This window comes from Lottiidibacillus patelloidae, assembly GCF_002262935.1.
Classification (GTDB): Bacteria; Bacillota; Bacilli; order Bacillales; family SA5d-4; genus Lottiidibacillus; species Lottiidibacillus patelloidae.
In genome coordinates this window covers 37,541-59,016 of the sequence record NZ_NPIA01000007.1, presented here as the reverse complement: position 1 = coordinate 59,016, position 21,476 = coordinate 37,541, and the positions used below count along the sequence as shown (strand labels likewise).

Annotated in this window: 16 protein-coding genes and 1 CRISPR repeat array; of the genes, 15 read left to right on the top strand and 1 reads right to left on the bottom strand. The window is 32.8% G+C overall.

The window, feature by feature from the left end; translation table 11 throughout:
• The first annotated feature begins 36 nt into the window (after positions 1-36).
• The 15 genes from CIB95_RS12590 (at position 37) to cas2 (ending at position 17,786) form a co-directional block, all read left to right on the top strand.
• A complete protein-coding gene (locus tag CIB95_RS12590; RefSeq protein ID WP_094925709.1) occupies positions 37-1,710 on the top strand; it encodes a Cas10/Cmr2 second palm domain-containing protein in 1,674 nt (557 codons plus the stop codon).
• The gene (locus tag CIB95_RS12585) at positions 1,695-2,369 is read left to right on the top strand and encodes an RAMP superfamily CRISPR-associated protein (protein ID WP_094925708.1); all 675 of its coding nucleotides are present in this window, start codon (positions 1,695-1,697) and stop codon (positions 2,367-2,369) included. The genes CIB95_RS12590 and CIB95_RS12585 overlap by 16 nt, the downstream gene beginning before the upstream one ends.
• Positions 2,362-3,597 carry an RAMP superfamily CRISPR-associated protein gene (locus CIB95_RS12580; protein ID WP_094925707.1) on the top strand — a complete coding sequence of 412 codons (1,236 nt, stop codon included), beginning with the start codon at positions 2,362-2,364 and terminating at the stop codon, positions 3,595-3,597. The genes CIB95_RS12585 and CIB95_RS12580 overlap by 8 nt, the downstream gene beginning before the upstream one ends.
• 3 nt (positions 3,598-3,600) lie before the next feature.
• A complete protein-coding gene (locus CIB95_RS12575; RefSeq protein WP_094925706.1) occupies positions 3,601-4,050 on the top strand; it encodes a hypothetical protein in 450 nt (149 codons plus the stop codon).
• Positions 4,037-4,846 carry a type III CRISPR-associated RAMP protein Csx7 gene (gene csx7, locus CIB95_RS12570; RefSeq protein WP_094925705.1) on the top strand — a complete coding sequence of 270 codons (810 nt, stop codon included), beginning with the start codon at positions 4,037-4,039 and terminating at the stop codon, positions 4,844-4,846. Before CIB95_RS12575 ends, csx7 begins: the two co-directional genes overlap by 14 nt.
• Before the next feature lie 15 nt (positions 4,847-4,861).
• Positions 4,862-5,704: an RAMP superfamily CRISPR-associated protein gene (locus CIB95_RS12565; protein ID WP_094925704.1), complete on the top strand. Its 843-nt coding sequence runs from the start codon at positions 4,862-4,864 to the stop codon at positions 5,702-5,704.
• The gene (locus CIB95_RS12560; protein WP_094925703.1) at positions 5,701-6,150 is read left to right on the top strand and encodes a hypothetical protein; all 450 of its coding nucleotides are present in this window, start codon (positions 5,701-5,703) and stop codon (positions 6,148-6,150) included. Before CIB95_RS12565 ends, CIB95_RS12560 begins: the two co-directional genes overlap by 4 nt.
• 11 nt (positions 6,151-6,161) lie before the next feature.
• A complete protein-coding gene (locus CIB95_RS12555) occupies positions 6,162-7,190 on the top strand; it encodes a hypothetical protein (protein ID WP_094925702.1) in 1,029 nt (342 codons plus the stop codon).
• A complete protein-coding gene (locus tag CIB95_RS12550) occupies positions 7,171-8,502 on the top strand; it encodes a hypothetical protein (protein ID WP_094925701.1) in 1,332 nt (443 codons plus the stop codon). Before CIB95_RS12555 ends, CIB95_RS12550 begins: the two co-directional genes overlap by 20 nt.
• Before the next feature lie 15 nt (positions 8,503-8,517).
• On the top strand, positions 8,518-10,701 hold the full coding sequence (locus tag CIB95_RS12545) for a TIGR03986 family type III CRISPR-associated RAMP protein (RefSeq protein ID WP_094925700.1): 2,184 nt from the start codon (positions 8,518-8,520) through the stop codon (positions 10,699-10,701).
• A 68-nt stretch (positions 10,702-10,769) separates the two neighbouring features.
• Positions 10,770-12,485: a histidine phosphatase family protein gene (locus CIB95_RS12540; RefSeq protein ID WP_094925699.1), complete on the top strand. Its 1,716-nt coding sequence runs from the start codon at positions 10,770-10,772 to the stop codon at positions 12,483-12,485.
• A complete protein-coding gene (locus tag CIB95_RS12535) occupies positions 12,485-13,600 on the top strand; it encodes a GTP pyrophosphokinase (RefSeq protein WP_094925698.1) in 1,116 nt (371 codons plus the stop codon). The genes CIB95_RS12540 and CIB95_RS12535 overlap by 1 nt, the downstream gene beginning before the upstream one ends.
• A gap of 181 nt (positions 13,601-13,781) precedes the next feature.
• A complete protein-coding gene (locus CIB95_RS12530; RefSeq protein WP_158217634.1) occupies positions 13,782-16,544 on the top strand; it encodes a CRISPR-associated primase-polymerase type A1 in 2,763 nt (920 codons plus the stop codon).
• Positions 16,541-17,536 (top strand): CRISPR-associated endonuclease Cas1, encoded by a 996-nt coding sequence (gene cas1 / locus CIB95_RS12525; protein WP_158217633.1) that lies wholly within the window; start codon positions 16,541-16,543, stop codon positions 17,534-17,536. Before CIB95_RS12530 ends, cas1 begins: the two co-directional genes overlap by 4 nt.
• A complete protein-coding gene (gene cas2 / locus CIB95_RS12520; protein ID WP_094925695.1) occupies positions 17,490-17,786 on the top strand; it encodes a CRISPR-associated endonuclease Cas2 in 297 nt (98 codons plus the stop codon). The genes cas1 and cas2 overlap by 47 nt, the downstream gene beginning before the upstream one ends.
• Positions 17,787-18,034: 248 nt before the next feature.
• A CRISPR array of direct repeats spans positions 18,035-19,633; the repeat unit is 36 nt; unit sequence GTAGAAATGAACATGACTCGTCCAGAGTATTAACAC.
• Between the two features lie 86 nt (positions 19,634-19,719).
• On the opposite strand, the gene ade is transcribed toward cas2, so the two are convergent.
• Positions 19,720-21,465: an adenine deaminase gene (ade, locus tag CIB95_RS12515; RefSeq protein ID WP_094925694.1), complete on the bottom strand. Its 1,746-nt coding sequence runs from the start codon at positions 21,463-21,465 to the stop codon at positions 19,720-19,722.
• Between the last annotated feature and the right edge of the window lie 11 nt (positions 21,466-21,476).

Below are 21,476 nucleotides of genomic sequence, written 5' to 3'. Positions count from 1 at the left end.
AATCAAAATCAAAATCAAATTAGGGAGGGATGACAGATGTTACTAAATTACTTGCTTTTGTTAGACACCGATAAAATAAAGGAATACGTGTTCGCATCTTCAAAACTTAAAGAAATTCGTGGTGCAAGTATGCTGTTGGAAACTTTAAATGTAGAGAAGACTAAAAAGGTTATTTTAGATTATTTTGGATTTTCTGAAAATAAACTTGAAGAAAATGATAAGTTTAGAATAATCTATCTTGATGGTGGAAGCGGAAAGGTTGAATTTGCAGAAGAAGAAGACGCTAAAAATTGTGGTGAGTTAATAGAAGGTCTTTATAGAAAATGGACAAATTCAGCATCGATCTCTTGGGAAGTAGTTGAACTTAACCATGATGCTTATTACGAAAGTGTTTCTAAAGGAGAATTTAAGTTACGCCAAAAAAAGCAAGCAGGAAGAAGTTACGGACAAAATAAGCACTTAGGAATCATTTATCGTTGTTCGCACAGTGGGTATGAGATGGTAGAGGATATTCAGCAGGAATTCTATGAAGTGAACAAAGTAGAACAAAAGTATAAAACTCTTTCAAAGAGAAATGAAACAGAAGTTCCATTTGCTAAAATAAGCCCGTCTTCAGTAATCAAACAAGCATTTTATGATGAATATAAGGAAGTTTCTTCGCCGATTAGAGAGAATTTAGCTGAGATATATAATGATTCGTTTGAATGGCCAAAACAACTATCGGTTATTGGTAAAGCAGCTGGTAATAATGAAATTGGTCTCTTGTATTTTGATGGAAATAGTATGAATAAATTACTAAAAAAGATAAAGACTTCTGAAGGTTACAGAGAGTTTAGTAAGCATTTAAAAAACTGCATTAGAAAATCAGTAATCGATACAATTATTAAGCTTTATCCGACAACTGACTCTTTTCCACTGTTAGTTAATAATGATGAAGGCACTGATGACTCTGACAAAGTGAATGTACTGCCAATTGAACTTATTCTTACTGCAGGGGATGATTTAATTGTTGCTGTTCCATCCAATAAAGCAATGGAATTTGCTAGTTCTTTTTTGAGAAAGTTTGCGATTTATTCAAAAGAAACGTTTAAATATCAACGAGAAATTGATCCCAATTGGCGTGGGTTAACGATGTCTGCAGGAGTAGCGATTGCTAAAGCTTCTTTCCCTATTAAGTATTTAGTACCACTAGCAGAACAATTACTTCGGTCTGCTAAAAAGAAGAACTACGAATTGAAATTAGATGGTGTGACAGATGCAGAAGAATTATCAACTTTAGACTATACGGTTGTTTCAATGTCATCTAATCCAGATTTGAATTCAATTAGAAGTCAACAGTTACGTAGAAGCACAAAAGATGGTGAGTATTTACTAACTAAAAGACCTTATACATTGACTCAGTGGCAGCAATTACAGAATGTTATTGAGTCTATGAAAGAGCATAAATTACCTAGTAGTAAAATAAAAGCGTTCTACCACTTGCATTTCTTAGAGGAGTGGGAGGCTAATTACTATTATGGAAAATACATTGGGAATTTAAGTGATGATTTACGTGAAGATTTTAAAGAATTATATAAAATTTTATATGAAGGGCAATCAGCAGAATCACTATGGGTAAATGAAAATGATTATGATAGTAGCCCCTTAATTGATGCTTTTGAAATTTATCGTTATTTGGAAGGAGGTAATCGTCAATGGCAAACATCATGATAGAATATAATGTTAACTTGCAAAGTATGCTCCACGTAGGAACTGGGGAAGGATTTGCTGGGATTATTGATAGGAAAACCTTATCAAGAATTAAAGAAAACGAACGTTATCCAATCGTCTTTGGTCATACTGTTAAAGGTATGCTTAGAGACGAATACCGAAAGTTATTAAGTCTAACAGGCAACAGTAGTTTGGATATAGTGGAGAGCTTATTTGGTTCTGAAAAGAAACAAGGTGGACTTTACTTCTCACATTGGGAACTTAATGATGAAATTAAAGAAAATCTAAGAGATAAAGCGAACATGCTTTATGAAGTGAAGTCAGGAAATCAAATAGTCCGTGGTCGTAGAGTAGCAAAATCAGAACATCTATACACACATGAAGTTGTTCAAAATAACTTAGTGTTTAAAGGAATTATTAATGGAATTATAAAAGAAGAAATAACATTAAATGGAATTCCTAAACCAATCTATTACCTACTCCTTAGTCTCTATAGTTTAAAACGAGTTGGAGGTAGGAGAAGGGCTGGCTTAGGTCATTTGAGCCTATTAATAAAAAAGGTTGAAATAGATGGAAAGTTATTTTCTGAAAGACAAATTAATCAATTATTAGAAAATAACATAGCTAATCTTGTTGAGGAGGTAGTGAATAATGGATAAAACATATTATTTAATAACTCTCGAGACTGCTTCACCTTTGGTATTATCTAATCGGCCTTCTAGCGGAGATTCATCTGTCTTTCATTCATTAGAATACATACCAGGAGCATCAATTAGAGGGGCTTTTATACAATTAATGAAACAGTTAGATAAATATCAAGATGAGGTTGCCGTAACGAAAGAAGTTAAAGATTTATTTGTTGAAGAAGGATACCGTTTTGGAAACTTTCACCCGGCGAACTCTTCATTATTACCTTTAACAGCAGTCTCTTGTAAACAATTCCCTGGTTTTGTAAGCGAAGATTTCGAAAAAAATCACGGAGTTAGAGATAGCTTGCTAGATAACTATCTTAATACGAAAGAATATAATTCAGCTTCATTTGAATGTAACCATGAAACAGAAGGTGGTAAAGTTTGCCAGTCACCTTTATTACCTTATGATCGACCTATAACAGCACTTGAGGATTATCAATTGGAAGGTTTTCTTTATCAAGATGCACGACTAGTAAATAAATTACAAACAGGTCATATAGCAATTGACCCAATTACACAGACGAATAAAAAAGGTCATATATTTTTTGAAAATACAATTGATATTGAAGAAATATTTGAGGGAATTATAGAAGTACCTAGGGAACATAAAGCAGTTTTTGAAAATGTAATGAATATTAATGCTACCCTTCGAGTTGGTAGTAAAAGAACATCGGGATTTGGAATGTTAAATGTGACTAATTGCCAAGAAGTTAATGAGAGAATACCAACGGAAGGTAATCCATCATTAAATAAAAGTTTGGAAGAAAGATGGAAAGACTTTCAATCATTATGTAGAGAAAAGAATGTGATTAAACAAGATGAATTTGCCTTTTCTATAACATGTATGTCTGATGCAATTTTGAAAGATAACTGGTTCCGATATCGAACAGACTTAACAAAGGACTTACTAGAAAATTATACAAACTTAACAATACCAGACTTCACCCTAGAATATTCACAAGTTAGTACAAAGCAAATTTCAGGATGGAATCAAATGTGGAAAACTGCTCTAGATGATGAAGTCGGTATCAAGGTTGGTAGTAGCTATTTATTCAAATCTAAAGAAGGATCGGATGAAGAGTGGATTGATCTACTAGGAAAGATCGAAAACATGCCAATAGGTGAGCGAACCTATGACGGATTTGGAACTGTATTTGTTTGTCACCCCTTCCACTTACAAATGGAGGAGGTGTAATAAATGGATTTAACTATCAAATGGGAAAGCCAGTTTATTAAAAAAGAAATACAAAAGTTAGCTTATCATATTGCAAAGGAATTAGATGATTCATTTGAGTGCAAATATGGTAGTGCATCATATTTTAATTCCCTTTCTAGACGAGTTAAAGAGTTTTTAGAAGATGGAATTTCAGTATCCAGAAAAAAATTAGTAGAAGAAAGTATTAGAGGGAGTGTAGCTAAATATTGGGAGACGAAAAATATAGATGGTCTTACATTATTACAATTAATGGATGAATTGTTTTCTGAAAGATTTAAATTAGACCTAATTACTTTATCAATGGATTATGATATAGAGACAAGAGAAAATTCACCTCAGTATAGTATTTACTATCTTGAATTAGCAAAAAACGTTTTTCTCTTTATCGCAGATTTTATCGTATTGGAGGAGAAGAAAAATGGTAAAAATTAAGAACAAAACAATATTCACTGGGAAAATCAAATTACTTTCGGGATTGCACATTGGGTCAGGAAAAATGTCATTGGAAACGGATGCAACAGTGATGAAAGATGCGTTTGATAAACCGTATATACCAGGTTCTAGTTTGAAAGGTGTCTTACGAGCTGTATCAGAACGATTGCATCATTTAGTTTTAACAAATAATTCTGTACCTGTTTGCTTTTTAGCTGAAAATGATTGTAATCAAGGGGAAGCGAGCAAAGAACTACAAGAAAAATTACAACCGCTGATTCGTGACGGGAAAGAAAATGAAGTTAATAATGAAATTGATCAAAATATTTGCCCAATTTGTCAACTTTATGGATCAACTTTCCGCGCCTCAAAAATAGTAGTACATGATGGAACTCTAACGAAAAATAATGATTCTAAAATCCATAGCACTGTACGTCATAGTGTTAAAATTGATCGCGATACAGGAGCAGCGAAAGATGGAGCAAAGTTTGATTATGAAGTTGTACATGCCGGGGAGGAATTTGACTTTATGATTGAAGGAGAAAATCTATCTACGCAAGATGAAAAGCTTCTATACTTAGCAATTCATGAGCTTGTTAATGGGAATATTCAACTTGGGGGTAAAATCTCTCGAGGATTAGGTTCGGTTCAATTAGTAGATGCTAAAGTTAAAACTTATCACTTTGATCATTCTGACGATAAAAAAGCTTATTTAAAATCATTAATAAATAAAAAACACGAAGGCGCAATTAAAGTAGATGATAATAAATTTAACATTATATTTGAATTAGTTTAAGAGAGGTGATGAACAATGGTATTTGATGGTCGATGGAGAAAATTAAACAGTGAAGTAGTTATGAAATTAACACTAAGTCCTAGATCTCCTTTACTAATTCAAGCTCCCAAGGAAGAGACGGTTGGTAAAAAGGAAAAGAACAATAAACTTTACTGCCTTACTTCAAATGGTAAATATTATATTCCAGGCAGTAGTATAAAAGGTGTATTTCGTTCTCATACTGAAAAGATTTTTTATCATTTAATAAATGTGGAGCCTTCTTCAGATGATAATAAAAAGAAAGTATATCAAAAGAAAGAAAAGGATAAATACGAATCTATTGAATTTTATGATAAGTTAAACCCTATTAATCAACTATTTGGCCATTCGGTATTTCGTGGCAGACTAACTGTAGAAGATGCGATGTTTAATTCTAATACTGTATCTACTGACACAAGGACAAATATAGCAATTGACCGTTTTAGAGGTGGAAGTAAAAATGGTGCTCTTTTTGAGACAGAGTGTATAACAAAAGGCGATGCATCAACTACAGTTCACTTAAAGAACCCGGAGGAGTGGCAAATTGTTTGGCTTTGTTTCTTAATAAGGGATCTTCAAAAAGGGAATCTATCAATAGGGGCAAAATCTAGTATAGGCTTTGGAGAAGTTAATGTAGGTTGTAATGACATTTCTATCAATGTTTATAACCAAAATCTACAGAGTAAATGGGGAACTTTGTTGGAAAAAGCTCAAAGTAAAAAAGAAGGTGTTTATAACACGTACTCATTTGAAACTCTAGATACTCTTGCAAATTATTTAGAAACTAATTGGACCGATTTCCTTAAGCAAGTTAGTGATAGAGAGGAGGTAGAAGTATGATTGGATATGCCTTTTTAGCTTCAGAGGAAAAATTTCTTCAACTCATAAGTAGTATACAGAATCACGACACATTTTGGTTACGCAATTCTCTAGAAACGAAAGAGATTGGATTTTATAACAAGATGCATCAATTAACAGAATTTGATCGCGATGGTAGGCTCTTCACAGAATCTTGGGAACTGCGTTATCAAAGAAATGGTGATTATTTTAATTGTTTATTAGTTTCTGAACAAGAAATGGAAGAAAATCTTGAAGGAATAGAGTTTAATAACCAAAATTTAGAAGAGTTAAACCCAAGAGCAAAAGCGTATATTGTAGAAAGTTTGGGTGCAATTGTTAAAAGTGAAACTGTTTTTAAAGATGAAGTAGCCAAAATACTTATTAAAGAGTACAAATTTAATGATGAATATGGTGGATTAGGCTACCGACTTTGTGGAGTATTATAAAGGGGGATTCTATGAAAACAACAATCATTTGTACAGTTGGTACATCAACGCTGGAAAAAATAAAATTAAAAAATCTTCATTGGATAAAAGGTACGAATAAAAGTAACCCGGTTTTTTATAACGGAGTAGTAAATAAAAAGTTTGAACTATTAGATTCCCTTTGTAAACGGTATACGTTTAATAGAATGAAAGCTATAGAACCGAGAATATCTTTTGAACCATACCTTAGAGATATTTCCAATCTATATATAACTGAGCTTGCTAAAGAACACTGGGAGAATTGGGATGGTAATAACAATATCTCTAGATGGAGGCTATGTCCTGCAGAAGTGGCGAGTACTCTTCGTTTAATTCAGAAACTGGAACTTGATCCTGAAAATACTGAAATTGTCTTAGCTATTTCAGACACAGGTCATTCATATGTAAGTGCTATTATCATTCAAAGTATCTTTACTAAACTTGGTTTCACAATAAAAGAAGAAAACATGAGAGAAATAGAAGGATTCCAAATGGAAGATATTGAGCGATTTAGTAGTCTTGGTTTACCTAATTTCGTGCAAACTATAAATGAATATATGACAGATGAAGAAAAAAGCAATGAAAAACAAATTTTTAATATAACAGGTGGTTATAAGAATTTTATCCCACTGGTTACCCATATCGCTTCTTTCCATCGAAAAGACATGTACTACGTATTTGAAGAAGCGGCTGCTAGTAAAGAAAATTCATTAGTAAAGATTCCTAAAATACCTACATTAAATAGATTGTTTACGTCTGATAAAGAAGACACGAATATAATGAATCTTATTCTTAATAAAATTGATAAGACGGGCTATACAGATATAGATGAAGCATTAGAAGAAATTGATAGAATATTATCAATAAAACTTTCTATTAATAAATTTATCCTGAAAGAGTACTTACAATTTATTGAGGATTTCTTAGTAGTAAATGACCAAAAAGTGGAATTATCAATGATTGGGAAAGTGTACTTAATTTTATTTAATAAGGGGCTTACATATGAAATGGGCAATAAATAAAGATGGGTCCGTCGGCTTTTTTAGTCCTGAGCAACATAGTGAAATTAAAATGGATTTAGAAGACAGCTTGACTTATAGGTTTAGTGTAAACAAAAGGATACCTGTTTTTAATAAATATTTTACCTCCAAAGGTTCATTGACACTTGATGAAATAACAACTAATGAAGAAATGCTAGATGATTTTACTTCTCAATTATTTGCAAGTGAAAAAGATTTAGACATTCAATTAAATGAAAACCAAGAAGAAAAAATTTATGAATTTAACAAAAATCAACAAGGAATACTATTTGATGTGAAGTGGAGAAAGGTGTTAAGCAACGAAGTTCATCAATTTTTAGATGAAAATTCCAATAATATTTTAGGACTTTTATTATTGCAGAGATTTTTACAAACTGCACACATTTTGGCAGATCCATCAGTAGTTAAAGGGATTTCTCAAACTGATAAAAAAGATATTTTATTGTTTTGCTACTTAACAAGGTTGCATACACTTAAGTTAATTATTGATAACGATAGAGTCACTTCAAGTTTAAGAAAATTGGTAGAACAAGCCTATAAAATAGAATTTATAAGGTTTGCAGATTATTTATATGTTGAATCTTTTTCATTATATGTATTACCTACTCATTTTAAAGATGTATTTGGGAGATATCTGGGTTCTACTCAGCAAGGTGAGAGTGATATTGAATTAGATGATGTTGTTGACCTTATTGTTAAAGACTTACAAAAAAACTATGCATTACTAAATGGGTTAGATAAGTTTGTTTCAAAAATAATTAATGGTTTCTATGTGCCAAGATATAATCTTTTTAACGCTATTAAAAGAAAAAATAGTAATATTAATAGTTTGTTTATTCCTAGATTAACTGCATCTATTATAATTGGCTTTTTACCAATTCTCATCACAGGAGAAATTTATGATTGGTACGTTAATATCTTTGTTGGTAAAGATACAATACTAAAAAATATTTATTTAATACTTTTTAGCTTTTTGTGCCAGGGAATCATATTTTCATATTTATCAGTTGAAATAAAAAATTACCTAGGCTTTTTAAAATTAAGTAGAGTAATGCACATCTATTTATTTGGTAATTTTGTGTCCTTAGGATTATGTTGGATTAGTTCATCATTTAGTTCTTATACATTACACTCATTTTTAAATGGCATTGTTGATACAAAGGTTTTTTATTTTTATGGAGAGATCTTAGGTTTGCCGCCAAGTTATATTTTATTTCAATCCTCATGTAGCTTTATACTAGGAATAGTTTTGCAAGCTGTTTGGGAAGACAAACCGATAACACAACCATTATAGAAGGAGGGTTAATAATTGCCTAAAGGAAAAATAAAAAAATATTTAGAAGATAGAGGTTTTGGATTTATTGATGATGGATCTCGTGATGGTCTTTTTATTCATATAAAAAATGTAACAAATGCATCTTTATTAACTAAAGGTGAAGAGGTACAGTATGAAAGAAGTAATGGCACTAAAGGTCCTCAAGCCATTAAAGTAAGAGTGTTAAAAAATGCTATTAATACCAGTCATACTAATAATTCAGTCAATAATCAAATGGATAAATTCTACAATCCTTACAATTTTGTAAGGTGGTCAGAACCTGCAAATGATGGCACTGAATTCGTAAGAAAATCTCCAGAAAACCATTGGAGTAACGAAGGAATTTCAGGTGTGGTTAAAGTTAATGTAACTACAGAAAGTCCGTTATTTGTTAGTGGTAATAAGGTAAAAACTCATGCTAATGGTCATGAGGAATATGAATTTCACAAAAAGGATGGTAAGTATACAATCCCTGGAAGTTCATTACGAGGAATGATCCGAAGTGTTTATGAAGCAGTTACTAACTCAAGCTATTCTATTTTAAATGAAAATGAGGAAGATATCCCACTCTTTTACCGTGGCGACACAGGAATGGCAAAAGACTTAGTTCCTGCAAGGCTTATTAAAGATGGTGAACAGTTTAAAGTAGAGTTACTCACTGGACATGTGCATAACAAGTCAAGAAACTTAATGTATGCAGCGTGGTTTCCAAGATATAAATGGGCAGCTATAGGTAATACACCATATCATCAAAGGCCTATCCCAAATGTTTCTGGAAATATTAAACATGGATCTGAGGTATATGCTATATTATCTAGTGATATCAAACACCATAAAAGGCCTTTCTTCTTAAGGTCAGTACTAGAAATTAGCGATGAAAAAAATAATTTATCTGATCCTTCAAGAGCCATTAGAGGTTGGTATTATCATTCGGGGGAAAACATGTTTAACAAGCATGATGAAAGGTTTTTTTATCGAATGGATGAACAAGATTTAGATGGTGAATACCAATTTGAAAATATGTTAAAAAGTGTCCCAAATAATATTGTGAAAAAATATAATCAATTAATAACAAACTACCAAGAGGTAAATGAAGACGAAATTAAGCTTAAGAAAGACACTAATAATCAGAATAAATTAAGCCGACATCTTTATGATAATAAAAAAGTTAAGGGAGGAGAACTTCTCTATGTTCAATTAGATTCGGATGAAAATGTTGAAGGAATGTACCCGGTAATGATCTCTCGAAGACAATATAATACTTCAATTCTTGACATGTTACCAAATCACATTAAGCATCCAACTAATTATGAGGATCTTTGCCCTGCATCTCGTCTGTTTGGCTGGGTACAAGGGGATGTAGGTGATATTAAAAATGATGATAAGAGGCATGCATATAAAGGAAAAGTGAGAGTCAGTGATGCAATATTAACGAAAGAAAATGGAACTATACAGCAAACACTTGGAATTCTAGGTACACCTAAACCTACTGCAGTTGCCATGTATTTAAGATCAAAGGATTTGAGTGCTAGTAGTCTCAAAGGGAAATATTTTGATAATGGCTATGACCACCAAGAGGTAACCATTCGAGGGAGAAAGATGTATTTATCGCATGGTAATCAAAACCCTTCTTTAGACAGAAATATAGAAAAGTCCAATCTAAACAGAACTATAAATGATGCAATGTCTAAAGGAAATCAATTTACTTTTGAAATAAAAGTAGAAGGACTTACTGACGTAGAATTTGGTGCTTTATTATGGTCTTTAAGTCTTGAAAAAGGTATGCATCATAGATTAGGATACGGCAAGCCATTTGGATTTGGCCAAATTAGTGTAGATATTGATGGATTTGAAGAAACGAATATTACATCTCTATACACTACTTGGGAAGAAAAACGAAAAAGCTACAGTAAGATAGAACTAGATAACTATATTGAATTATTTAAACAAGAAATGCAAAAAGCATTTAATTGTACATTTGAAAATATTATACAAGTAGTAGATATGGTAGCTATTTTAACTCCAAGTGAGAAAAGGTCACCAATTCAATATCCTGTCCCTTTTAAATCTAGTAAAATTTTTGATTGGTTTGTAAATAACTCTAGAGGAAAAAAATCAAGATATAACGAAGTACTACCATTTCCGAGTGAAGAAAAAGATTTCTTACTTAAGAATTAATTTTAACAACGGCTCCTATCAATTTGATAGGAGCTAGTTTAATAAGAAGAAGGAGGATTTTTTGTGTTATGAAAACTTCTTTAATAGCTACTGTTGGGAATTCACTATTAAAGGAACTTCCTATTAATGGGATTCATATATACCAGAATAACCTAAAAAAAGTAGTAGAAATGATAAAAACTGAAAAATATAATCAAATAAACGAAGTATCCACCATTAAATTATCATTAGATAATGACTTATTGAACGAAAAAACTGACCTCTACCTCATGCTCCCAGACACCAAAGAAGGAAAACTAACTGGTGAAATATTAAAGCTTTATTTCAAAAACGAATTTCAAAACATACATACAATTACAATAGATGGATTGAATGAAGAAAATATATCCGAATATAAAAATGAGGGATTGCGAAACCTTTTTCAGAACACATCACAAATAGTGTACATGAAGCAAAAAAAAGGTGAAGAATGCATTATCAACGCTAGCGGAGGAGACTTAATTGTATCCTCTTTTATGGGTACGATTGGCCAACTTCTTAAGGTGCCAGTTTATTATTCGATCGAAAGTGAGAATATTTTACCTATTCCGAAGCTTCCAATCGCAATGGATTATTCATTATGGCTAAAACATTTTGCAATTTTTGATAGAATATATCGCAAAGGTTCTATTCCAGCAGAGGTTTTGCAAAAGGACATAGACTCAGAAGAGATAATTGATTTTTTAAATGAATATGGCGGTCAATATCGACTTACTTCAGTTGGTTTATTAATTCATGAAACTTTACTCAAGCGATTTAATGATGAGGCATCTTTATATTTGCCAAAAAGAGACTCACAATCTAGTAATACACAACTCTCTTTTCCGATAGAAGAATTACCATTATCTTTTATTACAGATCTGCAAAGTATGATTACATTAAAGTATGTAACAAATATCGAACTGATTGAGAAAAAAGAAAAGATGCCTAGCAATATTCGATTTAAACCAATTAATATTCAGGAAGGAATTATTGAGGGTTTTTTCTCTGATGGTGTTCATACGTGGATTTATCATATTAAAACAACTGCCAATGATATCATAAAATTAAATGCTGCTTGTGTAGATCTTCAACTGCGTTTCTCTCCAACTATAGAAACACCAAAACCTGGGACTGTTGAATTTATTCTAATTAGGCATGGTCAGCATAATGGAGAAAAAGAGAATAGAATTGAAGGTTGGGCAGATTTTGATTTAACGGATTATGGCCGCAACCAATCTTTAACACTTGCTAATAAATTAAGACAAAACTATAACATTAATGCAATTTACTCTAGTTCTTTAAATAGGGCGAGACAAACCGCTGAAATTATTGGAAAGGAATTAAATATAGAAGCTACTACTATGGATGATTTGCGTGCAATTGATTATGGTTTAGCAGGCGGATTAACTAAACAAGAGGCAAAGGTTAGGTATCCAAATTCAGCAGATGTAGACTTCCCTTCGAATAAACAGTGGGGGAGAGAATCGCAGTTTGAGTTCTCTAACAGAGTAATAGAAGCTTTTTACGAGATTTATTATTCCCATCCGGGGCAGACAGTAGCAATTGTAACACACGGTCGAGCAATTGGTGCCATATTAAAGGAAGTATTACATTTGCCAGTAGGCGAGGATTTTAGAGTTGAAGCAGATGATACTTCTATTCACCATTTTGTAATGGGTCCTGATAGGATTATAGTTCGTTCATTAAACAACTCCGAACATTTAATTAATTTACAAATGCAAGTTTCAAAGGAGAAGAGATAATGAAGGAGGAACTAGCTAAAGATATTATAGAAAAGTTTGAAAAAAATGAGGACCTTTATGAAGATTTTGCTAAGGAATTAAGATCTATTATTGAAGATATTTTGTATGAATATAATATTCATTTTCATTCAGTTCCAAGTAGAGTAAAGAGCTCTGATAGTTTATTTAAAAAAATTAATCGTTCGGATAAAAGTTATAAATTATTAGAGGATGTGACAGATTTAGTAGGGTTACGTATAATTACTTATTTTTCTGAAGATGTTGATCGCATAGCTAACATTATTGAGAATGAATTCAAGATTGATCAAGCGAACTCAATCGATAAAAGGTTGACACATGACCCTGATAGATTTGGGTATATGTCACTCCATTACGTAATTAGCTTCAAAGACGACCGCCTAAAATTTACTGAATATCGTAAATATAAGGGCTTAAAAGCAGAAATACAAATAAGGTCAATACTTCAGCACACATGGGCTGAGATTGAACATGACTTAGGGTATAAATCTAAATCTCAAATTCCTAAGAATTTAAGAAGGAGTTTTTCAAGAATTGCTGGACTACTAGAAATTGCAGATCTAGAATTTGTAAAGTTGCGGAGTGAGTTAGGCAAGTTTGAAGAAGATATAATTGCTAAAATTAATTCAGACCCTTTCTCTGTAATAATTGATGAAGCATCATTAACCCAGTATTTAAGTAAGGATGAATTAATTAAATCATTAGATAAAAATATTGCTAATAATTGTAATAAGGGGATAATCAAAGACCAAGCATTTATTCAAAGTTTATTAAAACAACTTCACCACTTTAAAATCTATAACTTTGGATATTTAATTGAAGTAATGCAGCCTACGTATACACTTATTGTTAATTTCTCAAAAGTTATCAAAATGGAAAATGCTAATACACTGCCCGTTGGAGTAGGATTACATTATTTGTGTCTAATTCTAGTTGCCAAATCAGGCAATGTAGCAAGAGTGACCAACTTCCTAAGAGGTTTTCAAAATAATTCACTTTATAATATAAATAACGCTGAAGAACAAGCAAAAAGGACAATCCATTTGTATCGAACATTAGTAGGTAATCAAGAAATGTATGACAAAATCCAACAGTAACAGAGAATAAATAGTACTAGAGCTACTCTATTTTTAGTAGCTCTAGTTTTTTTATAAATTCATATTTACATATATTAAATAACTTAAATGCAAAATAAAGTAATATTTACATAATAAGGAAGGAATTTCGATTTTGTTGTCGAAATAATCAGAAAATATATATTGAGAGGATGTGTATTTATTGCAACCACTTACTATTTTTTCTGAGAAGTATCTATGGGAAGCATGGGAAAAGGCAAAAAAGGGTAGTGATGCAGCAGGTATAGACGGTAAACGCTTTAGTTCTATTAAAGATGAAGAAGATTTTGTGAAAGGGGTCTATGAAAAGATACTAGTTGGTACATATGAGCCATCACCGGTTAAAGAATTAAGCATTACTAAAGCTAATGGAAAAGAAAGAAACATTGGTATTCTTACAGTTGAGGATAGGTTAGTTCATATGATTGTTAAGTGTTGGTTAGAACCACAATGTAAGGAGCTACATCACCCTCAAAGTTATGCTTATCAGCAAGGGAAGTCGTCAGCTCAAGCACTCGAACAACTGGAAAAGTGGATTTATGATGATGGCTATGATTGGATTGGTGAAACTGATATTGCAGATTTTTTTGATACAATCGACCATTCTATCCTTAGGAAAGTTTTAGAAACATTTATAAAAGAAAAGGAAAAGATTGACTTTGTGATGTATTTGTTCAGTAAGCAACAAAAAGGGGTTGTTCAAGGAAGTCCTTTATCCCCATTATTAGCAAATATTTATTTGTATACCTTTGATGAATACTTGACAAGTAGTGGAAAACCATACATAAGATTTGCAGACGATATAATAATTGCTGATCACTCTAAAGATGAGGTTAAACTTCGATTAGCTAAGATGCAAGAGGCTTTACAAGCGCTTAAGCTTAATTGTAACTTAGACAAAACTGCAGTTAAACATATAACCGAACAATTTACCTTTCTAGGCTTCACGTTCACACAAACTGGTAGGGTAGTAAGTGAAAAAGGAACAAAATCTTTAATTATGAAATTGAATGAAATATCAAAAGATAATAAATCGCTCATTGAAGAAAGGATTGTCAAATATAAACAAATATTAAATGGGTGGAAACAATATTTCTCTATTATACCATGGCAAGAAATTGCCAACTATGAAGTCCTATTATTATCCCGCGATTTTACAACAGATAAACAAATAATAGAGAATTGCTATCTTAAAATTACTAACAACCTTTATGGGAAACCGATTGAGCGGTGGCATTGTGAGACATTATTTTCTCTCAGTCTTCAACTCGATAAAACAAAAGACTCATTTTATTGGCTGGCACTAATCTTTAATAAGAACTTATCTTTAACAGAAGAAATGAAGGGGTGGCTAAAATATAACTACACCGTTAAAGAAAGTCTCTTGGAAGATCTATTAGAGCGACTAAATAGTTTATATTTCCACAAAGAAGACAGTAAAAATGAAGAGTTTGTGGATTGGTTAATAGAAAATCGAATGTTTGCAATCGCGAAGTTACTTCATGATCCGAATCCAGGATTTGATATATGTAATGATAATAGTGAAGAGAAAAAAACTGTAGTTAGTCTTGATAAAAATAATGCTTTTACGGAATTTTATCACCTCTTTAACGGGAAAGAAGGCTCCTTTTATGTAGAAGTACTTGAAGAGGGTAAGAGAGTTTCCAAGCCTATTCATAGACCTTGGACTGTTGAAGATGTTGAAAAACATTTTTGTGGCGAGATTACGATAGTTCAACCAATGGTTAGATCAAACAAAACAGTTACTTATGCCCTCATAGATATTGACATTCAATCTTACCAACTTCAAAAAATCAAAGGAAATGAAGAAGAATTTCAAAGTCTCTTAAGAAAAGCTTTTAAGGATATGAGCAAAATATATACAAAAGCAAAGGAAAACTCTCTTCCTAGTCTTTTAGTTGAAAGTGGAAATAGAGGTTATCATGTATGGTTTTTCTTTGATGAACCTGTCCCTTTACCTGAAGCTTATGATTTTCTAAATAAACTAATAGAAGACTTAACACCTACTGAAGGGATAGTTTGGGAGCGATTTCCTCATCAAAGAAAATTAAAGCCAGATAAAGTAGGGCAAAAAATTAAATTGCCTTGGGGAAGACATTCAGTAACAAAAAAACAGGGGTACTTTATAGATGAAGAAGGACATATCCTCCAAGACCAGTTATCTCCTATTGAAAGTGTAAAGAAAATCTCAAGAAAACAATTAAGAGAATTTATAAATGGTAGCTCTAATTTAGTAGAAAGGTTAAATGAGGATGCTTATTTAATACCTCACTCTATTCAACTAATTATTGCTGGGTGCCCGATTATACAGCACTTTATTAACAAGGCTAAAACGACTAACTATTTAAATCATCAAGAAAGGCTTTTGATTTTAAATGTATTTGGTCCTTTAGGAAGTGAAGGTAAGAAGTATATTCATCAAGTAATCGGACATACGATGAATTATGATGAAGCAATAACTAATAAGTTTATTAAGAGAAGCTATAGTAAACCAATCAGTTGCCACAGAATTAGAGAACACTATCCAAAGGTAACAGCTAATTTACCTTGTAATTGTAAATTTCCAATATCAAAAGGACAATATCCATCACCTGTACTTCATAATAAAAAGAACACTTCTCTAGTTACACCCAAGAGTCAATTAGTACCTAAGCAAACACCAACTAAACCTACTACTAGTACAAACACAAACGTCAGAGTGAATCAAAAGGAAATAAATGATTTAGCAAATAAGCTTATTGAATTACGTAAACATAAAAGAGGTCTTTCTAAGAGGTTGAGTCATATTGAAGAGGAGCTCACGAGAATATTTGATGAAAAGAAAGTAGATAAAGTTGAAATTGATATAGGTTTTTTGGTGCGTAAGCAGAAAGAAAATGAGAACAACTGGGTGATTCACATTTGAGTACAATTTTTGTAACTGAACAAGGGGCTCTCCTGAAGAAAAGTGGTAGAAGAATACTCATCACTAAGGATAAAAAAGTAATACTTGAAAGACACTTTTCGGATGTAGCAAGAATATTACTATTTGGTAATATTCAATTATCTACTCAACTAATTTCATCTGTGTTACAAGAAGGCATTGATGTCTCATTCTTTAGTATGTTTGGTAAATATAAAGGCAGGTTAGTTGGACAAAACAGTAAAAATATCTATACAAAACTTTCTCAGTTAACTTATTGGAATGATAAAGAGTTTTCGCTATCGCTTGCAAAGGAAACGATAGCATATAAAATTTTAGGGCAACAAAAAGTATTAATGAAAAGAAGAAATGGTATTAATATCACAGATTCTCCTATTGCAGATAGTATAAAAAAACTTCAAAAGTATAGGGAAGAAGTATTTAAGCAAACTGATTTATCAAAATTACGAGGAGTAGAAGGAATATCCTCTAAGAATTATTTTTCTTGTTGGGACTATATTTTACCTGAGGAATTCCCTTTTGAGAAGAGATCTAGGCGACCTGCATTAAATGAAGTTAATAGTGTTCTTAATTTTTCTTATACATTATTATTAAACGAAATTACAGGTATTTTAAACTCTTACGGATTTGATGTTCTCTTCGGCTATTATCATAGTTTAAAATATGGCAGGATAAGTTTAACATTGGATGTAATGGAATTATTTAGACCGATATTAATTGATCAATGGGTAATTCAAATGTTTAGAGAAAGAAAATTAACAAAGAACATATTTTCTAATAATGAAGAAAATGGCATCCGGTTTACTAATGAAGGATTAAAAATGTTCCTTGCTCAATATCAAAAGTGGATAAACCAAATTGAAGCAAACAAGTTAATAGAAATTTATGTGAAAGGATTAGAAAAATCTTATATGGAGGGTAAAGTGGATGGCATTAAACAAGGAGCCGAGAAAGTATTACCTTATTTGTTATGACATTTGTGAATCTAAGAAAAGAACAAAATTGGCAAAAAAACTTAAGGATTTTGGTGTTAGAGTACAGAAAAGCGTATTTGAGGCGTTTTTAACGGAAGATAAATACAAAGAAATGGTAGAATTAGTTTCACCTTTTGCAACTGAAAATGATTCTATTAGGATATATCCTCTCACGAATTCCAGCTATAATAGTAAGACTATTGTTGGAAACCAATACAATTATTTGCCATTAAAGGACATAATAATATAGAAGCAGCCCATTGTTAATATTTACATGGTGAAAAAAAAGCCCATTTTAGGGGTGTACCATGTAATTAGAAAAAGAGAAAAATGACGGCATTTTATGGTAGAAAACAGTAGAATCATGTCGAAAATGAACGAAATATGCATGTTGCAGAATTTTAGTTTACATAATATATTTTTGCGAAATAAAAAAATTCTGCACCATGTAATTTAGGACTTGAAAGCCTTGGGACAGTAAGGTAAAATATGGGTACAGTAGAAATGAACATGACTCGTCCAGAGTATTAACACAATAATCGTTGCTATAATCGTTGCCATAATCATAACTCCTTTGTAGAAATGAACATGACTCGTCCAGAGTATTAACACTTTCCAAAAAAATGCATTCATCGTTTTCATCCAACAACGTAGAAATGAACATGACTCGTCCAGAGTATTAACACGGTTCATTAAGACGCCAAGCGCCTTGTATACGCGAGTTCCGTAGAAATGAACATGACTCGTCCAGAGTATTAACACATCGTACGATGGCCAATATCCGCTTTCTACTCCGTCGTAGAAATGAACATGACTCGTCCAGAGTATTAACACTTCGACGTAGAAACTTCTCCCTTTTACTTTTACTTGGATGTAGAAATGAACATGACTCGTCCAGAGTATTAACACATTATCAATCCGAATAAACACTTCATAATGGTTAAATGTAGAAATGAACATGACTCGTCCAGAGTATTAACACACGTTCCGCCTTCTGTGATAAACGTTGGTCTCTGACCGTAGAAATGAACATGACTCGTCCAGAGTATTAACACACCGTTAACCCTCCGAATAGTACAGAGTACAGTGCCGTCGTAGAAATGAACATGACTCGTCCAGAGTATTAACACATTATAGACACACCTTTATCAGTTGAGGAAATGAAGTAGAAATGAACATGACTCGTCCAGAGTATTAACACATTTATAAACTTTCGTACTCTCAAGTGCATAAGACTGTGTAGAAATGAACATGACTCGTCCAGAGTATTAACACACGACGAACCAGTACCCAGGGTACTGTCTTTTATACCACGTAGAAATGAACATGACTCGTCCAGAGTATTAACACACTTCAATATTTTTTCCTTGCAATTTTTCACTCTTTTCTGTAGAAATGAACATGACTCGTCCAGAGTATTAACACTTGCCCTCACGAGCAAGTTGGACAACAGCGTGGAGGTATTTTGTAGAAATGAACATGACTCGTCCAGAGTATTAACACACTTCAACGAGTGCAAAAGGTGAGAGTTTGCTGCAATTGTAGAAATGAACATGACTCGTCCAGAGTATTAACACGCCGTAATGCCCCACTTACTTGTTTTGACGTCATAAACGAGTAGAAATGAACATGACTCGTCCAGAGTATTAACACGAGCCTCCGCCTCCATAACTAGACGGCTTTTTATCTGTAGAAATGAACATGACTCGTCCAGAGTATTAACACCTTCTTGTGTAAGAGCTGTGATTGTTTCTCCGTCAAAGTTGTAGAAATGAACATGACTCGTCCAGAGTATTAACACATCTCTTGATACGCCTTGTGCTTTGTGCACGTGGTATCTGTAGAAATGAACATGACTCGTCCAGAGTATTAACACACTTGGAGATAGCAATGTTACTTTTCTTTTACCTTCGTAGAAATGAACATGACTCGTCCAGAGTATTAACACATGACATCGTCGTGTCTGTCATCACGAAATCGAAACGTGACGTAGAAATGAACATGACTCGTCCAGAGTATTAACACGTATTGGGCGTTTTCTTTTGTATCTCCGCCCTTGATGTAGAAATGAACATGACTCGTCCAGAGAATAGACTTGAAAAAATGAAAAAACAGCCACTGCGGCTGTTTTTTTCATTGTTCCTCTAATACCACTCTCAACTTATTCCTCGCACTGCATTCTATCAACTTTCCTTATTAACACTAATATCAATATGTTTAAACTTTGTAACATCAAATAATCCTTTATCAGTTAATTTTAAATGGGGAATAACAGGCAAAGCTAGAAATGAAAGGGTTAAAAATGGATTAAATGTTGGATTTGCTTCTAATAAAGACAGTGCTTCGTGGATTTTGTTTAGCTTTTCATTTATGACTTCGTAAGGTTCATTCGACATAAGTCCTGCGATAGGTAAAGCTAATGAAGCTAATATTTCTCCGCCTTTTACTACAACTAGCCCTCCTTGTATCCGCTCGATTTCATCTGCGGCAAGAAGCATATCTTTATCGTTTGTTCCTGCAATGATTAAGTTGTGAGAATCATGAGCGATCGTTGTCGCTAAAGCCCCGCTTTTTAGTTGTAGTCCTTTAACTATGCCTAAGCCAATATTATCAGTTTGTTTATGGCGCTCAATAACTGCTAATTTTAATTGGTCTTTAATTTTACATGGGGTGAATTTTCCGTTTTCTAACTTTACAGACTCAATGACATGATTTGTCACTAAGCTGTTGGGGATTATCTCTATTATATTAGCGTTCTTATTTTTTAAGGGGATTTCTAACTTAATTTCTGTTAAGCAAGAATGATTAACGGAATTGGTAATTTCTTTTTGTAATTTAGGTGAATTAGTAAAACAACGCTCTTCGACTTTTCCATTAATAGCTACTAACTTCCCGCTCTTAAAAACGTGGGATATATTCATATCATCAAAAGACTCAAAAAACATGAAATCTGCTTCGTAACCTGGTGCGACTGCTCCTTTTGTTGATAGTCCAAAGCATTCTGCTACATTTAAAGAAGCCATTTGAATAGCCGTAACAGGGGGAAGGCCAGCTTTTATTGCTAATGCGACATTATAGTTTACACTGCCTTTTTTTATTAAATCATCTAAATGTTTATCATCAGAAACAAATAAAAAGCGACGGGAATTTTTATCGTTTACTAAAGGTATAAGGTCAAGTAGGTTTTTGGCTACAGTACCTTCGCGAATCATCACATACATGCCACGTTCCAGTCGTTCTTTTGCCTCAGCAACAGAAATGCATTCATGATCTGTTTTAATGGAAGCTGCCATGTAAGTATTTATGTCTTTTATATCAAGACCTGCTGCATGCCCATCAATTTTTACTCCTGCTTTTTGTGCGGTTAGTAATTTTTCAAGCATTTTTGGGTCATTTGATCTAACAGCAGGGGCATTCATAACTTCTGCTAGACCTAATACTTTTGGGTGGTTGTAATAAAGAGCGATATCTTCATTTTCAAGTGTTGCACCTGAAGTTTCAAACGGAGTTGCTGGCACACATGACGGTAGCATAAAGAAGCAATCAAATGGTATTCCCTTTGATGCGTTTAACATGAAGTCAATGCCAGCTGTTCCGAGCACGTTTGCTATTTCATGGGGATCAGCAATGACTGAAGTAACGCCATGAGGGAGGAGGACTTTCGCAAATTCAACGGGTGTTGCCATACTAGATTCAATATGCACATGTCCGTCAATGAAAGTAGGACAAATATATTTCCCTTTTGCATCAATTTCCTCATGACCTTTAAAGCTACCAATTCCTGCGAAAAAGCCATCGACAATCGCGAGATCCCCAAAAGAAATGTTACCTGTAAATACATTTATAATTTTCCCATTTCTTACTACAGTATCTGCAAGTTCACTACCGGAAGCAACGGCTATTCGCTTTCTTAACAATTGTCTATGCAATAAAAGTCCCC

Excerpts from the sequence above, each read along its gene's own strand:
- CIB95_RS12535 (WP_094925698.1), top strand. The coding sequence starts at position 12,485 with ATGAAGGAGGAACTAGCTAAAGATATTATAGAAAAGTTTGAAAAAAAT.
- CIB95_RS12590 (WP_094925709.1), top strand. The coding sequence starts at position 37 with ATGTTACTAAATTACTTGCTTTTGTTAGACACCGATAAAATAAAGGAA.
- CIB95_RS12560 (WP_094925703.1), top strand. The coding sequence starts at position 5,701 with ATGATTGGATATGCCTTTTTAGCTTCAGAGGAAAAATTTCTTCAACTC.
- csx7 (WP_094925705.1), top strand. The coding sequence starts at position 4,037 with ATGGTAAAAATTAAGAACAAAACAATATTCACTGGGAAAATCAAATTA.
- CIB95_RS12575 (WP_094925706.1), top strand. The coding sequence starts at position 3,601 with ATGGATTTAACTATCAAATGGGAAAGCCAGTTTATTAAAAAAGAAATA.
- CIB95_RS12585 (WP_094925708.1), top strand. The coding sequence starts at position 1,695 with ATGGCAAACATCATGATAGAATATAATGTTAACTTGCAAAGTATGCTC.
- CIB95_RS12580 (WP_094925707.1), top strand. The coding sequence starts at position 2,362 with ATGGATAAAACATATTATTTAATAACTCTCGAGACTGCTTCACCTTTG.
- CIB95_RS12555 (WP_094925702.1), top strand. The coding sequence starts at position 6,162 with ATGAAAACAACAATCATTTGTACAGTTGGTACATCAACGCTGGAAAAA.
- CIB95_RS12540 (WP_094925699.1), top strand. The coding sequence starts at position 10,770 with ATGAAAACTTCTTTAATAGCTACTGTTGGGAATTCACTATTAAAGGAA.
- cas2 (WP_094925695.1), top strand. The coding sequence starts at position 17,490 with ATGGCATTAAACAAGGAGCCGAGAAAGTATTACCTTATTTGTTATGAC.
- CIB95_RS12550 (WP_094925701.1), top strand. The coding sequence starts at position 7,171 with ATGAAATGGGCAATAAATAAAGATGGGTCCGTCGGCTTTTTTAGTCCT.
- CIB95_RS12565 (WP_094925704.1), top strand. The coding sequence starts at position 4,862 with ATGGTATTTGATGGTCGATGGAGAAAATTAAACAGTGAAGTAGTTATG.